Annotated in this window: 14 protein-coding genes; 4 read left to right on the top strand and 10 right to left on the bottom strand. The window is 44.2% G+C overall.

Going from position 1 to position 19,770, the window contains the following annotated elements:
* Positions 1-10: 10 nt before the first annotated feature.
* The 7 genes from nqrE to R1T43_RS03670 all read right to left on the bottom strand — a co-directional run bounded on the left by nqrE (position 11) and on the right by R1T43_RS03670 (position 7,252).
* A complete protein-coding gene (nqrE, locus tag R1T43_RS03700) occupies positions 11-619 on the bottom strand; it encodes an NADH:ubiquinone reductase (Na(+)-transporting) subunit E (RefSeq protein WP_013782594.1) in 609 nt (202 codons plus the stop codon).
* A 3-nt stretch (positions 620-622) separates the two neighbouring features.
* Positions 623-1,255 (bottom strand): NADH:ubiquinone reductase (Na(+)-transporting) subunit D, encoded by a 633-nt coding sequence (locus tag R1T43_RS03695; RefSeq protein WP_013782593.1) that lies wholly within the window; start codon positions 1,253-1,255, stop codon positions 623-625.
* A gap of 10 nt (positions 1,256-1,265) precedes the next feature.
* Entirely contained in the window at positions 1,266-2,030 is a 765-nt protein-coding gene (locus R1T43_RS03690) for a Na(+)-translocating NADH-quinone reductase subunit C (RefSeq protein WP_013782592.1), read from the bottom strand.
* Entirely contained in the window at positions 2,020-3,222 is a 1,203-nt protein-coding gene (locus R1T43_RS03685) for an NADH:ubiquinone reductase (Na(+)-transporting) subunit B (RefSeq protein WP_013782591.1), read from the bottom strand. Before R1T43_RS03685 ends, R1T43_RS03690 begins: the two co-directional genes overlap by 11 nt.
* A gap of 2 nt (positions 3,223-3,224) precedes the next feature.
* Positions 3,225-4,565 (bottom strand): Na(+)-translocating NADH-quinone reductase subunit A, encoded by a 1,341-nt coding sequence (locus tag R1T43_RS03680; protein ID WP_211071842.1) that lies wholly within the window; start codon positions 4,563-4,565, stop codon positions 3,225-3,227.
* A gap of 476 nt (positions 4,566-5,041) precedes the next feature.
* A complete protein-coding gene (gene fabV, locus R1T43_RS03675) occupies positions 5,042-6,220 on the bottom strand; it encodes an enoyl-ACP reductase FabV (RefSeq protein WP_211071777.1) in 1,179 nt (392 codons plus the stop codon).
* A gap of 411 nt (positions 6,221-6,631) precedes the next feature.
* The gene (locus tag R1T43_RS03670) at positions 6,632-7,252 is read right to left on the bottom strand and encodes an FKBP-type peptidyl-prolyl cis-trans isomerase (RefSeq protein ID WP_057789303.1); all 621 of its coding nucleotides are present in this window, start codon (positions 7,250-7,252) and stop codon (positions 6,632-6,634) included.
* 233 nt (positions 7,253-7,485) lie between these two features.
* On the opposite strand from R1T43_RS03670, the gene ppc reads away from it, so the two are divergent.
* Positions 7,486-10,107 carry a phosphoenolpyruvate carboxylase gene (gene ppc, locus R1T43_RS03665; RefSeq protein WP_317352998.1) on the top strand — a complete coding sequence of 874 codons (2,622 nt, stop codon included), beginning with the start codon at positions 7,486-7,488 and terminating at the stop codon, positions 10,105-10,107.
* A 105-nt stretch (positions 10,108-10,212) separates the two neighbouring features.
* Here ppc and katG read toward each other — a convergent pair whose 3' ends face one another.
* Positions 10,213-12,402: a catalase/peroxidase HPI gene (gene katG, locus R1T43_RS03660; RefSeq protein WP_317352995.1), complete on the bottom strand. Its 2,190-nt coding sequence runs from the start codon at positions 12,400-12,402 to the stop codon at positions 10,213-10,215.
* 337 nt (positions 12,403-12,739) lie between these two features.
* Here katG and R1T43_RS03655 point away from each other — a divergent pair, with 337 nt between their 5' ends.
* On the top strand, positions 12,740-13,540 hold the full coding sequence (locus tag R1T43_RS03655) for a hypothetical protein (protein WP_317352992.1): 801 nt from the start codon (positions 12,740-12,742) through the stop codon (positions 13,538-13,540).
* A gap of 310 nt (positions 13,541-13,850) precedes the next feature.
* Here the strand turns inward: R1T43_RS03655 and mdh are convergent, their stop codons facing one another.
* Positions 13,851-14,789, bottom strand: coding sequence for a malate dehydrogenase (gene mdh / locus R1T43_RS03650; protein ID WP_129740136.1), 939 nt, complete (start codon positions 14,787-14,789; stop codon positions 13,851-13,853).
* A gap of 232 nt (positions 14,790-15,021) precedes the next feature.
* Between mdh and argR the strand changes: the two genes are divergently transcribed.
* Both argR and R1T43_RS03640 read left to right on the top strand, forming a co-directional pair.
* On the top strand, positions 15,022-15,486 hold the full coding sequence (gene argR, locus R1T43_RS03645; RefSeq protein ID WP_013782583.1) for a transcriptional regulator ArgR: 465 nt from the start codon (positions 15,022-15,024) through the stop codon (positions 15,484-15,486).
* Between the two features lie 757 nt (positions 15,487-16,243).
* Positions 16,244-18,844, top strand: a complete 2,601-nt coding sequence (locus R1T43_RS03640; RefSeq protein WP_317352985.1) for a TonB-dependent receptor — start codon at positions 16,244-16,246, stop codon at positions 18,842-18,844.
* A gap of 176 nt (positions 18,845-19,020) precedes the next feature.
* On the opposite strand, the gene R1T43_RS03635 is transcribed toward R1T43_RS03640, so the two are convergent.
* Positions 19,021-19,704, bottom strand: a complete 684-nt coding sequence (locus R1T43_RS03635; protein WP_317352982.1) for a type 1 glutamine amidotransferase domain-containing protein — start codon at positions 19,702-19,704, stop codon at positions 19,021-19,023.
* Positions 19,705-19,770 lie beyond the last annotated feature (66 nt).

Genomic DNA, 19,770 nt, shown 5'->3' with positions numbered 1-19,770 from the left:
CCGAGCTCGATTACAGCTGAATACCAGTGAATGACTGGAAGCCAAGTGCCATAAGACCCGCAATCATGAACACAGAGCCCAGACCACGAATACCATCAGGCATATCGGCATATTTAAGCTTTTCACGTACGGCGGCCAATAACACAATCGCGATTGCCCAGCCCATACCACTTCCTACGCCGTAAACGACACTTTCGGTCAAGTTATATTCACGTTGTACCGCGAATGCTACACCACCGAAGATGGCGCAGTTAACCGTAATTAGCGGAAGGAAGATACCAAGCGCGTTATAAAGCGCAGGGAAAAACTTGTCTAAGCTCATTTCCAAAATTTGAACCAATGCCGCGATAACGCCGATAAAGGTTAGGAAGTTTAGGAAGCTTAAATCTGCATCAGGGAAACCAGCCCACGCTAGCGCACCAGGTGCAAGAATGTTTACATAAATGATTTGGTTAACCGGTACAGAAATACCCAGTACTACGATTACCGCAACACCAAGACCCATAGCAGTTTTAACTTTCTTCGATACCGCCAAGAAGGTACACATACCTAAGAAAAGTGATAACGCCATGTTCTCAACAAAAATTGAGCGAACAAATAACGACAAATAATGTTCCATGACTTACTCCTTAGGCTCTACTTGCTCGGGACGAAGGGTACGGATAACCCAAATCATACCGCCGATTAAGAAGAATGAGCTAAATGGTAGGATTAACAAACCATTACCCTGATACCAACCACCGTTTTGAACTAAAGGAAGAATTTCGAAACCTAAAATAGTACCGAAACCGAATAGCTCTTTGATTGTACCAATAACAATCAATACGAATGAGTAACCTAAACCGTTACCAATACCATCTAAAAAGCTCATCAGAGGTGGGCTCTTCATTGCATAGGCTTCAGCACGACCCATTACGATACAGTTAGTAATAATCAAACCAACGAATACCGACAGCTGCTTCGAAATTTCGTACGAATACGCTTTCAATATTTGGTCAACTACGATTACCAACGACGCTATGATAGTCATTTGGATGATGATACGAACGCTTGATGGGATCTGGTTACGAATCATTGAAATAAACAAGTTCGAGAACGCAACAACCGTGGTTAGCGCCAAAGACATAACCAAGGCTGTTTCCAGCTTAGTAGTAATAGCCAGTGCTGAACAAATACCAAGTACCTGCAAGGCAATTGGGTTGTTGTCCATAATTGGCCCAAAGAGGGCCTTTTTCATTTCTTTAGTATCTGCCATGAGACTCCCCTTATGAACGCCATGCCTGAGTCTTCAGGAACTGGCCGAAGCCTTGCTCGCCTACCCAGTATTGAATGGTGTTTTCAACACCTTTACTGGTTAAGGTAGCACCTGAAAGCGCATCAATAGTGTGTGGATTGCTTGGGTTTGCGTTTTTCACTACACGGATAGCCACTTCGCCATCTTCAAATAGTTTCTTTCCATCCCATTTGTCCTGCCACGCTGGATTTTGCACTTCGCCACCAAGTCCTGGTGTTTCTTTTTGTTGATAGTAAATCAACTCACGAACTGTTTCACCATCGGCGTCAAGGGCAAGAAAACCGTACATAAGATCCCATAGACCACTACCGTGCACAGGCAAGATAATGCGAGATACATCGCCAGCTTCGTCACGTACCAAATAAACACTGGCAACATTAGGGCGACGTTGGAAGCCAACGTTGCTGCTAGTTACTTTTGTGCTGTACTCAGTTTGCTTAGCTGCTTTATACATATCGTAATCTGGCTCAGGTGCTTCTACAAACTCACCGCTTTCCAAATCAACGTAGCGAGATTCAATCTTTTCGCTATATGTACTTTCGATTGCTTTACCGGTCATACCTGTTTCGTAAAGCCCTGCTGCGTTCAAAATGTTGCTCTTTTTATCAAGCGACGCATTGGTTTGTTGTAGCGAGCGTAAGCCTACCGCTGCACCTGATACAACAATTGAACATACAAGACAAACGGCAACTACAACGCCAATCGTTTTTCCTAAAGATTCTTTCTTAGCCGACACGAGCTACCCTCCGCTTGATATTGCTTTGTGCGACGAAATAGTCGAACAGTGGCGCCCAAAGGTTGGCAAAAAGAATGGCCAACATTACACCTTCTGGGAAGGCTGGGTTTAGCACACGAACAAGTACTGTCATAAAGCCGATGAAAATACCGTATGCCCACTTACCTTGGTTGGTAAACGATGCTGACACAGGGTCTGTCGCCATAAAGAACATACCAAAGGCAAGACCACCAATAACGAAGTGCCAATAGGCAGGCATTGCAAACATGTAGTTAGTATCGCTACCAATCATGTTCAGCAAGGTGGCAAACACGGCTACACCGATTGCTACACCAGCAACAATTCGCCAGCTTGCAATACGCATGTACATAATGAACAAGCCACCAATTAAGATAGCCAATGCAGATACTTCACCCGCAGAACCTGCGATAGTACCGAAGAAGCTGTCAAACCAAAGGTCCATGTTAGCGTAATCAAGCGCGCCTGAAGCCGCTTGGCTCAATGACGTTGCACCTGAGTAACCATCAGCAGCAACCCAAACTTGGTCGCCAGAGATTTGTGCAGGGTATGCGAAGTATAAGAACGCACGACCAGACAATGCAGGGTTAAGGAAGTTACGGCCAGTTCCACCGAAGACTTCTTTAGCGATAACCACACCAAAGGTAATACCTAATGCAACCTGCCAAAGCGGAATAGTTGCCGGTAAGGTTAATGCGAAAAGTACCGAGGTAACGAAGAAACCTTCGTTAACTTCGTGCTTACGTACCGAAGCAAATAATACTTCCCAGAAGCCACCAACAATAAAGGTAACTGCATAGATAGGTAACCAGAAGCAGGCGCCGTAGAAGAACATGCCTAGCAAACCAGAATTTGCTAAGTCTCCGCCTAGAGCAGTGAATAACCCTGCTTGCCATGTATCAGGAAGTGTACCGGCACCAGCAGCAATAGCTTCTTGCGCTTGGAAACCAATGTTGTACATACCGAAGAACATTGCTGGGAATGTTGCTAACCACACCAAAATCATGATGCGTTTAAGGTCAATGCTGTCACGCACGTGCGTGTTAGCTTTGTTTACTTTACCAGGAGTATAGAAAATCGTTGCCGCTGCTTCATACAGTGCATACCATTTTTCGTGCTTTCCACCTGGCTCAAAGTTTGGTTCAATCTTTTCTAAATACGCTTTTAAACCCATGACTAACCCTCTTTCTCAATCGTGGTCAAACAGTCGCGTAAAATCGGGCCGTAGTTGTATTTGCCTGGGCATACATAAGTACACAAAGCCAAATCTTCTTCGTCCAACTCTAAACAACCCAATGTCTGAGCACTGTCACAATCACCAGAAATCAAGTCTCTAAGCAAAAGCGTAGGAATGATATCTAGGGGCATAACGCGTTCGTAATTACCAATTGGCACCATAGAGCGCTCAGAGCCATTGGTTGTTGTTGTCATATCAAACTTCTTGCTGCCACCTAAGTGACCAAGATAAGCGCGCGTAACAGAATGCTTGTCTGAACCAGGTGTGATCCAGCCAAGGAATTTCTTCTCGCGACCTTCTTTAAGCAGTGATACTTGGGTGTGGAAACGACCTAGGAAGCCGTGAACACCTTGTGCCGTTACGCCGTTTAACACGGAGCCTGAAACGACACGTACGTCACCGTCTTGTTGTTCGTTTGCTAGCAACTCTTCTAAATCAGCACCGATAGAGGTACGAACCAGGCGAGGGTTTTTAGCAGATGGACCGCCGATAGCAATAACGCGGCGTGTGTCTAGCTCACCAGTAGTTAGCAATGCGCCAAAGGCCATTACGTCTTGGTAGCTAATGTGCCAAACCGTTTTGTTCAAGCCAGCAGAATCCAAATAATGGATATGTGTACCTGCTAAGCCTGCTGGGTGTGGTCCACCGAATTCTTCTACGTCTACTGCGGCATCGCCAGTTGCTACTGATGAGCCCGCTGCTTTACAAACGTAAACCTTGCCGCCACTCAACTGCGTTAACGCTTTTAAGCCGTTCACGAAGTCATCGTTGCGCTCAGCAATAATCACCGCTGGATCCGCGGCTAGCGGATTGGTGTCCATTGCTGTAACAAAGATTGAATTTGGTACCGAGTCAAGGGCTGGAGATTTGCTAAATGGACGCGTACGTAACGCTGTCCACATACCTGACTCAACAAGGATTGATTGGAGTTGCTCCCGCTCAGTACTGGCGATTTTGTCTGCAGCAATTTTATCAAAGCTGACTGCATCGCTGCCGCTAACTTTAACTACTACTGATTGCAAAACACGCTTTGCACCACGGTTTACCTCTACCACTTCACCCGCAGCTGGAGCAGTGAACTTAACGCCAGGATTCTTTTTGTCTTCAAAAAGCATCTGGCCTTTTTTCACTACATCGCCAACTTGGACGTGCATGGTAGGGCGCATACCCACATATTCTTCTCCCAGAATGGCAACGCGTGAAACAGCAGACCCTTCAGTGATCTCCTGCTTCGGCGCTCCCTCTATTGGGAGGTCGAGACCTTTCTTGATTTTTATCATATGTAATCGCACTACTCTAATAGAAATACTCTTTTGCATGACCGCAGAGAACCCTGCTTATCAGCATGCAAAAGCGTACTATTTTTAAGGTGTAGAACACCTTTAATATTTAGATTGACGGAATTTACTTACTGTTACGGTCAGCCTGTTATGAAGCCGTAACTTACATTCCAAATGTATAAGCGACGTTATACGCCTTTTCTTTTATAGACCAACAGTGAAAATTCACACTTATTTTTGTTGTTGTATTACTGCAATTAACGCTGTTGTTGAGTAGGAGTAGAATAGACCCCTACTTAATTTCGGGATTTTAGCATTAACCGAGCGGTTTGTGCCACGCAAATCATAGATAAAGAGCAACTTTTCTATAATTTAATGTAAACCCCATTTACGTTTAAGTAGTAAGTAAACAACGAAAAAGCCGTCTGATTCGACGGCTCTACTCAATATTAGGCTTATTTAAGTATAGTAAACCTTTACCATTTCACGAGTGGGTCAATATCCTGTTCGTAATCAACACCTTCAATATCAAAACCAAACAGTTTTAAAAATTCGTGATGATAACCAGCATAATCGCTTAGCTCATGAAAGTTCTCTTGGGTCACTTTGTCCCATAAGGCTTGAATCTTAGCTTGCGTAACGTCATTGGTTTCAATGCCGTCCATGCGATAGCGGTTTGCCTCATCTAATGTGGGCGTATCACCAAATAGACAGGTAGAGAACAAACCATGAATTTGTTCAATACAGCCCTCATGGGTGCCGTCGCGCTTCATCACTTCTTGCATTAATGAGATATACAGCGGCATAACAGGAATAGCAGAGCTGGCTTGCGTGACCAAGGCTTTCAACGAACTGACATTCGCTTCAACCAATAATTCGGTATTTTTGCCAATGATAGCGGCAGCGGCTCTGTCTAAATCTTCTTTCGCTTTTCCAATGGTCGCTTGACCATAGATAGGCCAAGTAAGGGCTTTACCAATATAAGTGTATGCCGTGGTTTTACAACCTTCAGCCAATACACCCGCTTCGGCAAGCTTATCCATCCAACGCTCCCAATCTTCTCCGCCCATCACTTTAATGGTGTTTAAGATTTCGTCGTCGTTTGCTGCCTCTAACGTAACATCATGTACTTTATCTTTGTCGGTATCGTAAGTTTTGGTAGTGTACTCACGCCCTACGGGTTTAAGGGTAGATTTGTATACCACGCCCGTATCTGGGTCTGTTCTGCGCGGTGACGCCAAGCTATAGATCACAAGGTCGACCTTGCCCATATTGGCTTTAATCTTATCTATCGTTTGCGCTTTAATTTCATCAGAAAACGCATCACCATTGATAGTGTCAGCATAAAGCCCTTTTTTAGACGCCTGCTGATGGAAGGCTGCAGTATTGTACCAACCCGCTGTACCGGTTTTACGTTCTGTTGGCGCTTTTTCGAAGCAAACGCCAAGGGTTTTTGCACCATAACCAAATGCAGAAGTAATACGCGATGCCAACCCATAGCCGGTTGAGCTGCCAATAACTAGCACGTTTTTAGGGCCATCACCTAAGCTGCCTTTCTCTTCAATATAGGCAATTTGTTGTTCTACTGACGTTGCACAACCCACAGGATGTGCGTTTGTGCAGATAAAGCCTCTCACTTTAGGCTTGATAACCATAATCATTTTCCTTTTTTAAGCGTGCGCCTATTGTAAACGTGCAAAGGCTTATAACAACTCGGAGCAGATGACACTAACTAAGCACCGAACACCTTATTCATCAAAAAGATACACATGTACAAACGGGTAGCGCAGTTCGAAAGCGGTTTTTTAAATCTATATCGAAAGAATATCTTGGAACGCTATGTAATGTATACGAAAACAAAAGTGATTAGCGACTATTGCGCTAGAAGCAAATTAATAAGCGAGGGTTGAAACAGAGGGTTGAAACAATATTACGAACTGAAAATAAGTAAGGCCGAGACAGGAAAGTGAAGTGTGAAATGTGGCGTTGAATATGACGTGGAGTGAATCATGACTACACATGAATAAAAAGGTGAGCCCCCACAAGAGCTCACCTTTTTGTGTGAATTAACCTAAGATATCAAGCAATTCAACATCAAAAATTAACGTGCTGTAAGGTGCGATTGCTGCACCAGCACCTTGTTCACCGTACGCAAGATCGTGTGGTACGTATAAACGTAGTTTAGCACCAACTTTCATAAGCTGTAGTGCTTCAGTCCAGCCTCTGATCACGCCGCCAACTGGGAATTCAGCCGGTTGACCACGATCGTAAGAACTGTCAAAAACGTCACCTGAGGTAAGTGTACCGTGGTAGTGAACGCGAACTGTGCTATCTGCAGTTGGCGTTTCGCCATCGCCTTCAGCCAATACTTCGTATTGTAGGCCAGATTCAGTCACTTGAACTTCTTCACGCTTTGCGTTTTCTTCAAGGAATTTTACACCCTCTTCGATAACCGCTTTGCTTGCTTCTTCTTTCTCAGCTTGCATACGCTTGTGAATTTCGCCGAATGCATCACGCAGTGCGTCGTTATCAACTTGCGGAGCTTGACCCGCGAAAGCATCTTTTAAACCTGTCACTACTGCGTCAATCGCTAAACCTTCGAAAGGGTTAGATTGCAATTGTTGACCCATTTGAAAACCAATGCCGTAACTTGCTTGGGTTTCTACTGTGTTGAATGTATCAGTCACAAGAACTCCTGAAATTAAATTACAAATGCAGTACAAATTTCAAACAAACCGCGTTTCACGAATATGTTTCTGCATTTTCCGGTGCAAGAGTGTAGCACACCAGAATTTATCTTGCCTTGAGCATTAAATAGATGGGTGCAAATGGAACAAAATATTGTAAATTATAACGCAAAGTGGTTTTACAACTTGTTAAGTACTTAGTATGGTGAAGGCCATATAATTGGGAGGATAGCATGCACACTCATTACGATGCTGAACTAAAAGATACAGTTAGATACCTTGGCAAAACGCTAGGTGAAACCATCAAAAACCAATTAGGCCAAGAGTGGCTTGATCGCATTGAGAAGATTCGAAAAGACGGCCGAGCGTCTTATCAGGGAGACACGAGTTGTAGTGACGAACTGAAAGAAACTTTCAAAACGATGACCGACAGCGACTTGTTGACGGTAGGTCGTGCATTCGCACAGTTTCTAAATCTAGGTAATATTGCTGAGCAAGAATATAACAGTGCCATGAACGTTGACGCGTCTATTGATGCATTGTTTAAGCATCTAGATAAAGCCGAACTCACGGCTGATAAAGTGCAAGAGGCAGTAGGCAAATTAAATATCGACCTAGTGTTAACGGCACACCCTACCGAAGTAACACGTCGCACCCTTATTCATAAACACAAAGAGTTAGCAGACTGCCTACAAGAAGTTCATCAAGAATCACTCACTGGCGCAGACAGAAGTAAAGTTGAAACCCGTGTTGCTGATTTAATTAGTCAGGCTTGGCATACCGAAGAAATTCGCTCTGTGCGCCCTACCCCTGTCGATGAAGCTCGCTGGGGATTTTCAGTTATTGAAAATTCACTGTGGGAAGCCGTTCCTGACTTCTTGCGCGAGTTAGATGGCCGTTTGCAAGAAGACTACAGTGTGTCGCTTCCGCTAGATGCTTCACCGGTACAATTTAGTTCTTGGATGGGCGGTGACCGCGATGGCAACCCGTTCGTAACCTCTAAAGTTACCGAGCAAGTATTATTGTTAGCGCGTAAACGCGCCGCGAAACTTTTCGCTTTAGACTTAGACCGCTTGCAAGTTGAGTTGTCTATGTACGACTGTAACGACGCACTGCGAGAAAAAGTAGGCGATGCAAACGAACCTTATCGCGCCCTACTTCGCCCATTACTAGACCGCTTTATAGCTACCCGCGATGGTATTGCTAACTATTTGGCCGGTAAAAACCCTGATACGTCGAACTGGATTGAAAGTAATGACGAGCTATTAGAAGCCCTACTACTTTGCCACCAGTCACTTATCGATTGCGGTATGGGTGTGGTAGCGAAAGGCTTATTGCTAGATACCATTCGCCGCGCTCATGTATTCGGTATTCACTTACTTCGCTTAGATGTTCGTCAAGATTCAGAACGTCATGCTGATGTATTTAGCGAGCTGACCCGTTACCTTGGCCTTGGTGATTACTCACAATGGAGCGAAGAAGATAAACAAGCCTTCTTGCTACGTGAGCTTGGCTCGAAACGCCCGCTATTCCCTGCGCAATGGGGTGCATCTGATGATGTGAAAGAAGTGCTTGAAACGTGCAAAGTAATAGCTAAGCATAGCGAACACGGTTTTGGTATTTACATTATCTCAATGGCGAGTGAGCCATCAGATGTACTTGCGGTTCAATTGCTGCTTAAAGAAAGCGGTGTAGATTGGCCAATGCCAGTAGCACCTTTGTTCGAAACACTTGATGACTTAAATAATTCGCCAAGTGTTATGCGCAAATTGCTTTCTATCGACTGGTATCGCGGTTATGTGAAAGGCCGTCAGTTCGTAATGATTGGTTATTCAGATTCTGCCAAAGATGCTGGCGCACTAGCGGCAGGTTGGGCTCAGTATCAATCGCAAGAAGCGCTTGTGGCTATTGCTGAAGAGTTTAACTGCTCACTTACCTTGTTCCATGGTCGTGGCGGTACAATTGGTCGTGGCGGTTTACCTGCACACGCGGCTATTTACTCGCAGCCTCCAGGTTCATTGGAAGGTGGATTCCGCGTAACCGAACAAGGCGAAACTATCCGTTATAAGTTTGGTATGCCTAAACTGGCTAAACGCAGCCTAGGCATTTATGCCAGCGCGATAATTGAAGCCATGTTGTTCCCACCCCCGGCGCCAAAAGAAGAGTGGCGTGAACTTATTACCACTATGGCGGGGCAAGGTCGTGATAACTATCGCGGCACAGTACGCCATGATGAAGATTTCGTGCCTTATTTCCGCGTGGCTACGCCTGAACAGGAACTGGGTAAGTTACCCTTAGGCAGTCGCCCTTCTAAGCGTAAACCACAAGGTGGTATCGAAAGTCTGCGTGCTATCCCTTGGATATTTGCATGGGCACAAACGCGCCTTGTATTGCCGTCATGGTTGGGTGTAATGCGCGCTATCGATAGCGTGAAAAATGCCGAAAATGAAAAAGTCGTGAATGAAATGTTTGCCGAATGGCCATTTTATCGTTCGCGCCTTTCAATGCTGGACATGGTATTCCATAAAGCGGATCCCCGTATTAGTGAAGCCTACGATGAGCGCTTAGTACCAGAAGAGCTTAAGCATTTCGGTGCAGCACTTCGAGAGGAGCTCAAAGAAAGTATTGCCTCATTACTGAAGCTTACTGGTGAAGACGACATTATGAAGACCGATCCGCTAGGCAAAGAGTCGATGGAAATTCGCGCCGCTTATTTGCAACCGCTTCATTATTTACAAATCGAGTTGCTAGACAGAATTCGTAAAGCAGGTGATGATGTACACAATCCTGATTTGGAGCGTGCCATGATGGTAACTATTACAGGTATCGCAACCGGTATGCGTAATACAGGTTAATACCTAAATTAATAGATACATAATCATGCTATTGAAACAAATAGCACAAATAAAAAAGCCCGCGTAAAGCGGGCTTTTTAGTGAGTTTATATTACATACTGAATGTTAAGCTTGTAATTCAAAGCGATCAGCATTCATCACTTTAGTCCAAGCACTAACAAAGTCTTTAACGAACTTCTCTTTGTTATCGTCTTGCGCATAAACCTCAGCGTAAGAACGTAATATAGAGTTTGAACCGAAGACTAAGTCAACACGAGTAGCTGAATAAACTTGCTCTCCAGACACTCTATCTACAATACCGTACGTGCTTTTACTTGTGGGCTTCCACGTGTATTGCATATCGGTAATAGTAGTGAAAAAGTCATTCGTTAGTGAGCCAGCACTACCGGTAAACACCCCGTGTGCAGTGCCTTGGTAGTTCGTGCCCATTGCACGCATACCACCTACTAACACCGTCATTTCTGCAGCGGTTAACCCAAGCAATTGTGCTTTGTCTAACAGCAGCTCTTCTGCTTTAACTACATAATCTTTTGGTAAGTAGTTTCTGAAGCCATCGGCCTGCGGCTCTAGCGGAGCAAAAGAATCAGCATCCGTCATATCATCAGTCGCATCACCACGGCCTGCGGCAAAAGGAACCTCAGCACTGAAACCAGCTGCTTCAATGGCCTTCTCTACACCTACATTACCGGCCAACACTATGGTATCAGCTAGACTTGCACCGGCGGCCTCAGCAAGTGGTTTTAACACCGACAATACCTTAGCTAGTTTTTCCGGCTCGTTCGCTTCCCAGTCTTTCTGAGGCGCTAACTGAATGCGGGCACCATTAGCACCGCCACGTAAGTCTGAACCGCGGAAGGTTCTAGCACTGTCCCACGCCGTAGATACCATGTCACCAATACTTAGGCCAGAATCCGCAATACTCGCTTTTAATGCACTCACATCGTAAGACGTGCTGCCTGCTGGTACAGGATCTTGCCAAATAAGTGTTTCTTGTGGCACTTCAGGACCGATATAACGTACTTTTGGCCCTAAATCACGGTGAGTAAGTTTAAACCAGGCTCGAGCAAACACTTCACTGAAATAGTCTGGGTTGTTGTAAAACTTCTCAGAAATTTCACGATAGATTGGGTCCATTTTCATGGCCATATCGGCATCGGTCATAATAGGGTTATAACGTTTTGAAGGGTCTTCAACATCAACAGGTTTGTCTTCCTCTTTAATGTCGATAGGCTCCCACTGCTCTGCACCCGCTGGTGATTTTTTTAATTCCCAGTCGTAGTTAAGGAGTAATTCAAAGTAACCGTTATCCCACTGAGTAGGGTTGGTTGTCCACGCACCTTCAATACCGCTTGAAACCGTATCGCGGCCTATTCCACGTGATTCGTGATTCATCCAACCCAAGCCCTGCTCGGCAATATCAGCGCCTTCTGGATCAGGACCTAAGTTTTCCGCACGTCCGTTACCATGGCATTTACCCACGGTGTGACCACCGGCTGTAAGTGCGACAGTTTCTTCATCGTTCATCGCCATACGGGCGAAAGTTTCACGAACGTGCAATGCGGTTTTAAGTGGATCAGGTTTACCGTTCACCCCTTCAGGGTTAACGTAAATTAGCCCCATTTGCACAGCAGCTAATGGATTTTCCATTGTTTCTGGGGTTTCAACATCGTTGTAACGCTCATCACTTGGCGCTAGCCATTCTTTCTCAGCACCCCAGTAGGTGTCTTTTTCTGGGTGCCAAATATCGGCGCGACCGAATGCAAAACCATAAGTTTTAAGCCCCATGCTTTCATAAGCAACAGTACCAGCAAACACTAAAAGGTCGGCCCAACTAAGCTTGTTCCCGTATTTTTTCTTGATTGGCCACAATAAACGACGCGCTTTATCAAGGTTAACATTATCCGGCCAAGAGTTGAGCGGCGCAAAACGTTGATTACCCGTAGACGCACCACCACGACCATCAGCAATACGATACGAACCGGCGGCGTGCCAAGACATTCTGATCATAAGGCCACCGTAGTGTCCCCAATCTGCTGGCCACCATGACTGAGAATCCGTCATTAGCGCAATCATGTCTTTTTTCAATTCATTAAAATCGAGAGATTTAACGGCCTCGCGGTAATTGAAGTCATCACCCATTGGATTTGTCTTTGTATCGTGCTGATGCAAAATATCTAGGTTAAGCGCCTCAGGCCACCAATCCATATTTGTACTGCCAGTAGCTGTCAGGCCGCCGTGCATAACAGGGCACTTACGCCCTGAATCATTTACATCGCCTAGCTTCGCGTTACTCATATTTGTTACCTCTTGCTGTTCGACAAAGGATTTCATCAATACAATCTATTGATTAGCATTGTTTCATTCTAGTTATTAGATAATGATTTCTACAGTGAGTTTTTTCGATGCTGACGAATAGGTTTAACGATTAGAAAATCATTAAACCTTACGTTGAGAAAACAAGACCTTATAAATCTATCCATCAATATACTCATGTAGAATTAACTAAAGAAAGCGTAGACAATGATTATGAGTTTTCTAGGTCTTTTATCTTACTTTTGTAAAACTCTATTGATATGTCGTAGGATAAAGCCAATCGAATTCAGTCGTTAATCCTTAAGACAGGACGTCTCATTTGAACAGACTACTTGCAAGCCTGACTCTCACCTTTTACTTGGCGCTAACGTCTATGTTGGCGCAATCCGAACCCCTTACTATGCCCCCTGGGTTATGGGAGGGCGTCAGTGAGTCTGACTATAAGTATAAGTTACTCCAGATAAATGAAAACGGGGAACACTTCCTGTTTGAAGCTGGCATAGGCAATGCGTTTCGTCATATCCGACGGCTACCATTTGATAATGAAGATATAAAATGTAGTACGCTAAATTGTGAAGTAACATTTCCTTCGTTTGATGAAGGGTATGTTAAACATCTAATTTTATCTCCCTACATAGATACCGGTTACAAAGTATTAGAATCGACTACCCGTAAAAACGGTAAACCTATCTTGAGTAACACCTACCAATTGGACAAGCAGAAGAACCAATCTTCCGTGCGCAACTTTATAGATATATACCGAGACTCAATAGAAGAATTAGCCAACTCGGCTACTGAAGATATTTATGGCTTGTGGGTGGGAATAATGCGCATTAGTGGTAAAAATGAGCTCATAAGCATTGAGATTTACCCAAAAAAAGAAGGCCGTTTAGTCCGGTTTATAAATGGTAGCAGTTATACCAATCAAACGAGTTTCAACCCTGAAGATATTCATAAGGAAGGAAGCGTATATACCGTTAAAACATCACATCCCACCTTTGCCAACTCCCTCCTGTTTATTTTTCCAATAGCAGATTCTCTAAGCGGCTATGCTTATTCAGTTTATAAGGACAAACCACTAGAAAGCATGGCGTTTACCTTATATAGAGTTCGCAATTAAGTCCCTTACCACGCCCAACTAGAACAGCATCGTACGCCTGAGTGTGAAGTTAGGGTCGATATACGAGTTGAAATTAAATAAGTAGCTCCTCCCTTGCCAAGGATGCGGTGGCGGAGCCTACATGGAAGTATTTACGGCGTGGCTATTATGCGGGTGCCATAAACAAAAAGGCAGGATTAGTAAGCGCGTAACAAACTGTCAGCAGCATGGATGCTGCTGCCAAGCCTCCATGGATGGATACTCGGCGTGTTTGTGTAGAGCTTACTAATCCTGCCTTATACATGGGAGCAGCGCTCCCATATTCTTAGCTTTAGCCAGTTACGAAATCTACGCCTAGCTTGATATCGCCACGAAGGCCTTCAAGCATGTCGTTTTTCGCTTTTTCTTCAAATGCGCTTAGCTCGCCGTATGGCAAGATTTCTTCAACACCGTTTGCACCAAGGCGAACAGGGTGAGCGAAGAATGCAGCATCGTCGCTGTCGTCAGTTTGAACGTAAGTGTATTCAACTACGTTCTCACCTTGCATTGCTGCAACCAATGATAAGCAGAAACGTGCAGCTGCTTGACCCATAGATAGGGTTGCAGAACCGCCGCCAGCTTTAGCTTCAACAACTTCAGTACCCGCATTTTGGATACGAGTAGTTAGGCTTGAAACTTCATCATCAGAGAACTCAACACCTTCAACTTGCGAAAGCAAAGGAAGAATAGTTGTGCCTGAGTGACCACCGATTACCGGTACGTGTACAGAAGCAACGTCTACGTCTTTAAGCTCAGCAACGAAAGTCTCTGCGCGAATTACGTCAAGGGTAGTAACACCGAACAATTTGTTCTTGTTATAAACGCCTTTCGCTTTAAGCGTTTCTGCAGCAATTGCCACTGTTGTGTTAACTGGGTTAGTAATAATACCAACACAAGCATCTGGACAGTTGTCAGCAACACCTTCAATAAGGTTCTTAACAATACCAGCGTTGATGTTGAACAAGTCTGAACGATCCATGCCCGGCTTACGCGGAACACCAGCAGGAATAAGAACAACGTCTGTACCTGTTAATGCACCAGCTAGGTCATCTTTACCGTGACCGGTTACTTTTACTGCAGTTGGGATGTGGCTCAAATCAACAGCTACACCAGGAACAACTGGCGCTACATCATAAAGCGCTAGTTCAGAACCAGCTGGCAATTGTGTTTTTAACAACAAAGACAGCGCTTGGCCAATACCACCGGCAGCACCTAACACGGCTACTTTCATACCATTTCTCCTATGGGATTGCTCACGTATTTAAACGGAACGTCACACTAATGCAACGCGGGGGAAAACTCAATCATCTGATGGTCTTAATACGGCCATTTAAGGCATTTTTACGTCGATATTCACTATCATGCATGATTATGCAATTAAATTGCGCAAAGGTCACCTGTAAGGCACAATATAACATATATGATTATTTAACTTATTACCGCTAACTGATGTGCAGGATGCTATGGCCAACGCAAAACAAGAGCAACTGATTAAAGCCTTTAAAGAAATTTTGAAAGCGGAAAGCTATGGATCTCAAGGTGAAATAGTGGATGCCCTTAAAACTCAAGGTCATGACAATATTAGCCAGTCTAAAATTTCTCGCATGCTAAGTAAGTTTGGTGCGGTACGTACCCGCAATGCCCGCGGCGATATGGTGTACTGCCTGCCGCCTGAGCTAGGCATGCCTACGGCTAAAAGCCCGTTAAAGCAGCTGGTTCTCGATATTGTGCATAATAATGTGATGGTAATTATTCGCACCAGCCCAGGTGCGGCGCAGCTTATTGCTCGTTTACTTGATTCATTAAGCAAAAAAGATGGTGTGCTCGGTACCATTGCGGGCGACGATACCATTTTTATCGCCCCAGCCGACGTGACACTTATTGAAGAGTTGCGCCAACGGGTAGAAGACTTATTCGAGAACGTGTAAGGCACCGCCTTAAGTTTTGAACAAAAAAAACCGCCATCACAAGATGGCGGTAAAGAATTTGTACCAGGGAGATACAAAACAACTTGGTAGCTGTGCATTTAAATTATCACAGACTTAGAAAAGAGTAAGAAAAGAAAAGTAAAGAATTCGAAAACTAGAAATTAATTATAAAATTCAAAAACCTTCCTTAAATAAAAAAAGCAAAATTTAAAATTAAATAATATCACCATCACTAAAAACCGCCTCTTATTCACCAACGTATAAATTCTGAAACCCAAAACAATAACATTATCATTAATTATAATTACAGAAACTTTCTCTCACTTTTTTACCTGTACTGAAACGCTATCCCCCACTTTTACTTCAAGCCAGATTTACCCACACTGAATCTGCGTAAAACCTGCGCCGATTCTTCGCCAGGCCTACACCATTTGCACACAAAACCTGCACACTATTTACACCCTCACATTATTTTTTATTTCTCTTTTAATTAATATTTAGCGTTATCTTTAAATAAATATTAAGAGAGATAAAAGCAATAATTATTTTACCAATGTATAGAACCGTAAAGGTTTCATCACTCTGCGTATAAATAAAGTAAATTAGGTCTAAATAGAACAAATTATACACTTTGTAAATTGCCAAACAGCACGACGAAGTGCTTAATTCTCCCGACAGAAAACATCTGCTCAAAATAAAAACTAATAAACGTCTTTGTAATTACAACGTGTAATCACCTTCGACAAGGGGAATTAAAATGTTTAACACCAATAAACTCAGCACTGCTGTGAAGCGCGGAATAGTACTGGCGGGCTCCGCTACCATGTTTGTCGCGCCAATGGCCCTCGCACAATCAGATGACGAAAATTCAGCTGAACCTGTAGAAAAAATTCAAGTTACTGGCTCTCGGATTAAACGAGTGGATTTAGAGTCAGTTTCTCCGGTCACTGTTATTACTGCTGAATCTATTGCGTTATCTGGCGATACATCGGTAGCGCAAGTTTTACGTAACTCTTCAATTAACACCTTTGGTTCGTTTCGCGGCCAATCTGGTTACGGCAGCGGTGCTTCAGCTTCAAGCGAAGTAAACTTGCGTGGTCTGGGTGCAGGCGCAACACTCGTTCTTATGGACGGCCGTCGCCTTCCTGGTTTAGGGTACGATGGTGGTTCATCTTCTGATATGTCGATGATCCCGATGTCGATTGTTGAGCGCATTGAAATTCTTCGCGATGGCGCATCGGCCATATACGGTTCAGATGCTGTTGCAGGCGTAATTAATATTATTACCAAAAAACAGTTCGATGGCGTAAATGTAGGTTATAGCTTTGAAGATCCAGGTGCTGACGGTGGTAATTCCAGTAAGTACAATTTTTCTGCTGGTGTTACCAGCGACAAAGGCAGCATTGTATTCATAGCCGAGCATGAAAACACACAAGAAGTTAGCGATGTTGCGGTATCAGGTGACTATGCACTAAATAGCTATTCAACCTATAGCCCAGTGGCAAACTTCTACGATTCAGATGCAGGTGAATTTCTTTACAACGAAGATTTGTGTGGCGATGTAGCAGATACGTCTGTTGAGTCAGACCGTTGTGGTTACTATTACGGCAATACCACATGGCTATACGGCGCGACTGAGAAAAACTCACTGATGACAAAAGTGGAATATGAGTTGGCAGAAAACTTACAACTCATCACTCGCTTCTCTGCAATGCAGACATCTACAGATACGCGTTATGCTGCTACCCCGGTTTCTACATCTTCGCTAACTATCGACGCCGATAATGCAATGAACCCATATGGCCAAGACGGTTCGGTTTATTTCCGCACCTCTAGCTTGGGCACGCGCGATACTAAAACTGAAAAAACCACTTTTGAAATGGTTTCAGGCCTTGAAGGTTATACTGAAATTGCTGGAAACGAGTGGGACTGGCAAGTTTATTACCAGCGCACATCAGCAAAAGAAGAAGTATTCGGTTACAACTTGGTTAATGACACCGTTGTACAAGATTTAATTGATACTGAGCAACTCGATTTATTCAACGTACAAGGCCTTAGCACCGATGATTGGTATGCTTATAACGCTGAGCTTTTAACCAACGCAGATCATACTGGTACATACCAAACTACCCAAATGCGCGACATCATTGATGGGAGCATTTCAGGTCAGCTTTTCTCAAATAACTTCATGACAGTGAGTGCTGTGTTTGGCGCTGAGTACTCGTACCTTGATTTTGAACAGGTATCTGATCCTGAATCGGGTTTGGGCATTATCTCGGGCGGTTCTGGCGGTGACGACGTTTACGCAAGCCGTGAACGACAGTCTTACTATACTGAGCTTGCCATTGAATTACCTCATGAAGTCGAAGTCTCAGCCGCGCTTCGTTACGACGGCTACGAGCTTGAAGGCGATACGGGTGCTAGCATCTCAACCTCAGAGTTCTCAGATACGGTACCCAAGCTAGGTATCAGCTGGCGTCCAACTGAGTCACTATTACTTCGTGCTAGCTGGGGAGAAGCTTTCCGTACTCCGACAATGAGTGAAATGTTCGCGACCATTTCTTACGGTTTCCCAGATGCCTACGACTCCTACTACTGCGATACATTAGGTAACCCAGGTAGCGATGACAGTTACTGCTCATCGGGTCAACAGCATCTAACCTACTACGGTGGTAATCCAGACCTTAGTCCTGAAAACTCTGAGTCACTTACACTAGGCGTGGTTTATGATGTAACGGATGATTTGTCACTTGAAGTGTCTTATTACCAGTATGACTATGAGAACAAAATTGAAGACATCGATGTTGAAGACTTAATTGCCGCAGACTTAGATGGGACTTCTAGCAGTATCGTACGTGATAGCGATGGTAAAATTACGTCTATTACATCGGGCTATACTAACTACTCAGAAGTGACAACAAACGGGTTTGATATTACTGCCAACTACGACTTAGCAACTGAGATTGGGGATTTTGGGGTTAACCTTGAGTATTCTCATGTGTTTAGTTACGAAGAAGAAGGTACTGAGTGGGCGGGTGAATTATTCTATCCTGATAACCGCGCAAACCTGACTGTAGATTGGACAGACGGTGATAAGTGGACTGCCTCTTGGAGGACACTATTCATTGGTGCCAACGGAGAAACCTTTTACTCCTCTTACGATTATGCGGATAACTACTTTAAACATAACGTAACGGTTTCATATCACGTAAACGATAACGTTAAAGTATCAGCAGGCATCGCTAACCTTACTGACGAGCTGGAAGAATACTTGCCCGGCGAATGGCGCGGTTTCGATGACACACTTTATGACCCACTAGGTCGCACTATGAGCTTTAACGTTCAAGCTAGCTTCTAACGTGTAACTTACGCAAAAACGCCGCTTGTACTATGTTGTATCCCCTGTCTTCTGAGATACAACACAGTCAGCGGCGTTTTCTTATTTCTGCCAGTATAAACGTTCTATAAAACTGGCGCACCGGCTATTGTTTAGTCGGTGTGGACTAAGTAAGTAGTGTAAGTGAGTGAATTAAACTACGACAGTAGCTTAATAAGCGCTTCTGCTGCGGGTCCTGATGATGCTGGGTTTTGCCCCGTCACCAAAAGACCATCAACACACACTTTAACGCCAAAGTCCTCTGTACTCTCGTACTTACCGCCCTTACTAATGAGTGCATCTTCAACTAAGTAAGGCACAACCTCGGTTAATTCCATTGCCTCTTCTTCACTATTCGAAAAGCCAGTAACGGTTTTCCCGTTAATGAAAAATTCGCCATCGGCACGTTTTACTTCTTTAAGCACGATAGGCGCATGGCAAACAGCGCCTACAGGCTTCTGTGCTTTGATCATATCTTCAATTAGCATTGTGGAGTGGGTATTGTCAGATAAGTCCCACAGCGGGCCGTGGCCGCCCGGATAGAACACAGCATCAAACTCATCTGCTCGAACATCTTCCAACACAATTGTTGAAGACATTGCGCTTCGTGCTACCTCATCTTTTGTATAACGGATAGCATCGTCGGTCATGGCATCATCTGCCAAGCTATTGGGGTCGATTGGCACTTGGCCGCCCATAGGTGAAGCTAAGGTGATGGTATACCCTGCATCCTTGAACGCGTAATAAGGTGACGCGAACTCTTCCAGCCACATTCCTGTTTTATTGCCTGTATCACCTAATAATTCATGTGAGGTCATTACCATCAATATATGTTTCGACATAAGTTCTCCATGTGAACAATTCATTTAGTTATTCGTTCGTATGGCGACAATGGTTAGATCAGAAAA

The sequence above is a fragment of the Alteromonas sp. CI.11.F.A3 genome (genome assembly GCF_032925565.1).
Lineage (GTDB): Bacteria > Pseudomonadota > Gammaproteobacteria > Enterobacterales > Alteromonadaceae > Alteromonas.
This window is presented reverse-complemented; position numbering and strand designations above follow the sequence as displayed.

Excerpts from the sequence above, each read along its gene's own strand:
- nqrE (WP_013782594.1), bottom strand. The coding sequence starts at position 619 with ATGGAACATTATTTGTCGTTATTTGTTCGCTCAATTTTTGTTGAGAAC.
- R1T43_RS03695 (WP_013782593.1), bottom strand. The coding sequence starts at position 1,255 with ATGGCAGATACTAAAGAAATGAAAAAGGCCCTCTTTGGGCCAATTATG.
- R1T43_RS03685 (WP_013782591.1), bottom strand. The coding sequence starts at position 3,222 with ATGGGTTTAAAAGCGTATTTAGAAAAGATTGAACCAAACTTTGAGCCA.
- R1T43_RS03680 (WP_211071842.1), bottom strand. The coding sequence starts at position 4,565 with ATGATAAAAATCAAGAAAGGTCTCGACCTCCCAATAGAGGGAGCGCCG.
- fabV (WP_211071777.1), bottom strand. The coding sequence starts at position 6,220 with ATGGTTATCAAGCCTAAAGTGAGAGGCTTTATCTGCACAAACGCACAT.
- ppc (WP_317352998.1), top strand. The coding sequence starts at position 7,486 with ATGCACACTCATTACGATGCTGAACTAAAAGATACAGTTAGATACCTT.
- katG (WP_317352995.1), bottom strand. The coding sequence starts at position 12,402 with ATGAGTAACGCGAAGCTAGGCGATGTAAATGATTCAGGGCGTAAGTGC.
- mdh (WP_129740136.1), bottom strand. The coding sequence starts at position 14,789 with ATGAAAGTAGCCGTGTTAGGTGCTGCCGGTGGTATTGGCCAAGCGCTG.
- argR (WP_013782583.1), top strand. The coding sequence starts at position 15,022 with ATGGCCAACGCAAAACAAGAGCAACTGATTAAAGCCTTTAAAGAAATT.
- R1T43_RS03640 (WP_317352985.1), top strand. The coding sequence starts at position 16,244 with ATGTTTAACACCAATAAACTCAGCACTGCTGTGAAGCGCGGAATAGTA.
- R1T43_RS03635 (WP_317352982.1), bottom strand. The coding sequence starts at position 19,704 with ATGTCGAAACATATATTGATGGTAATGACCTCACATGAATTATTAGGT.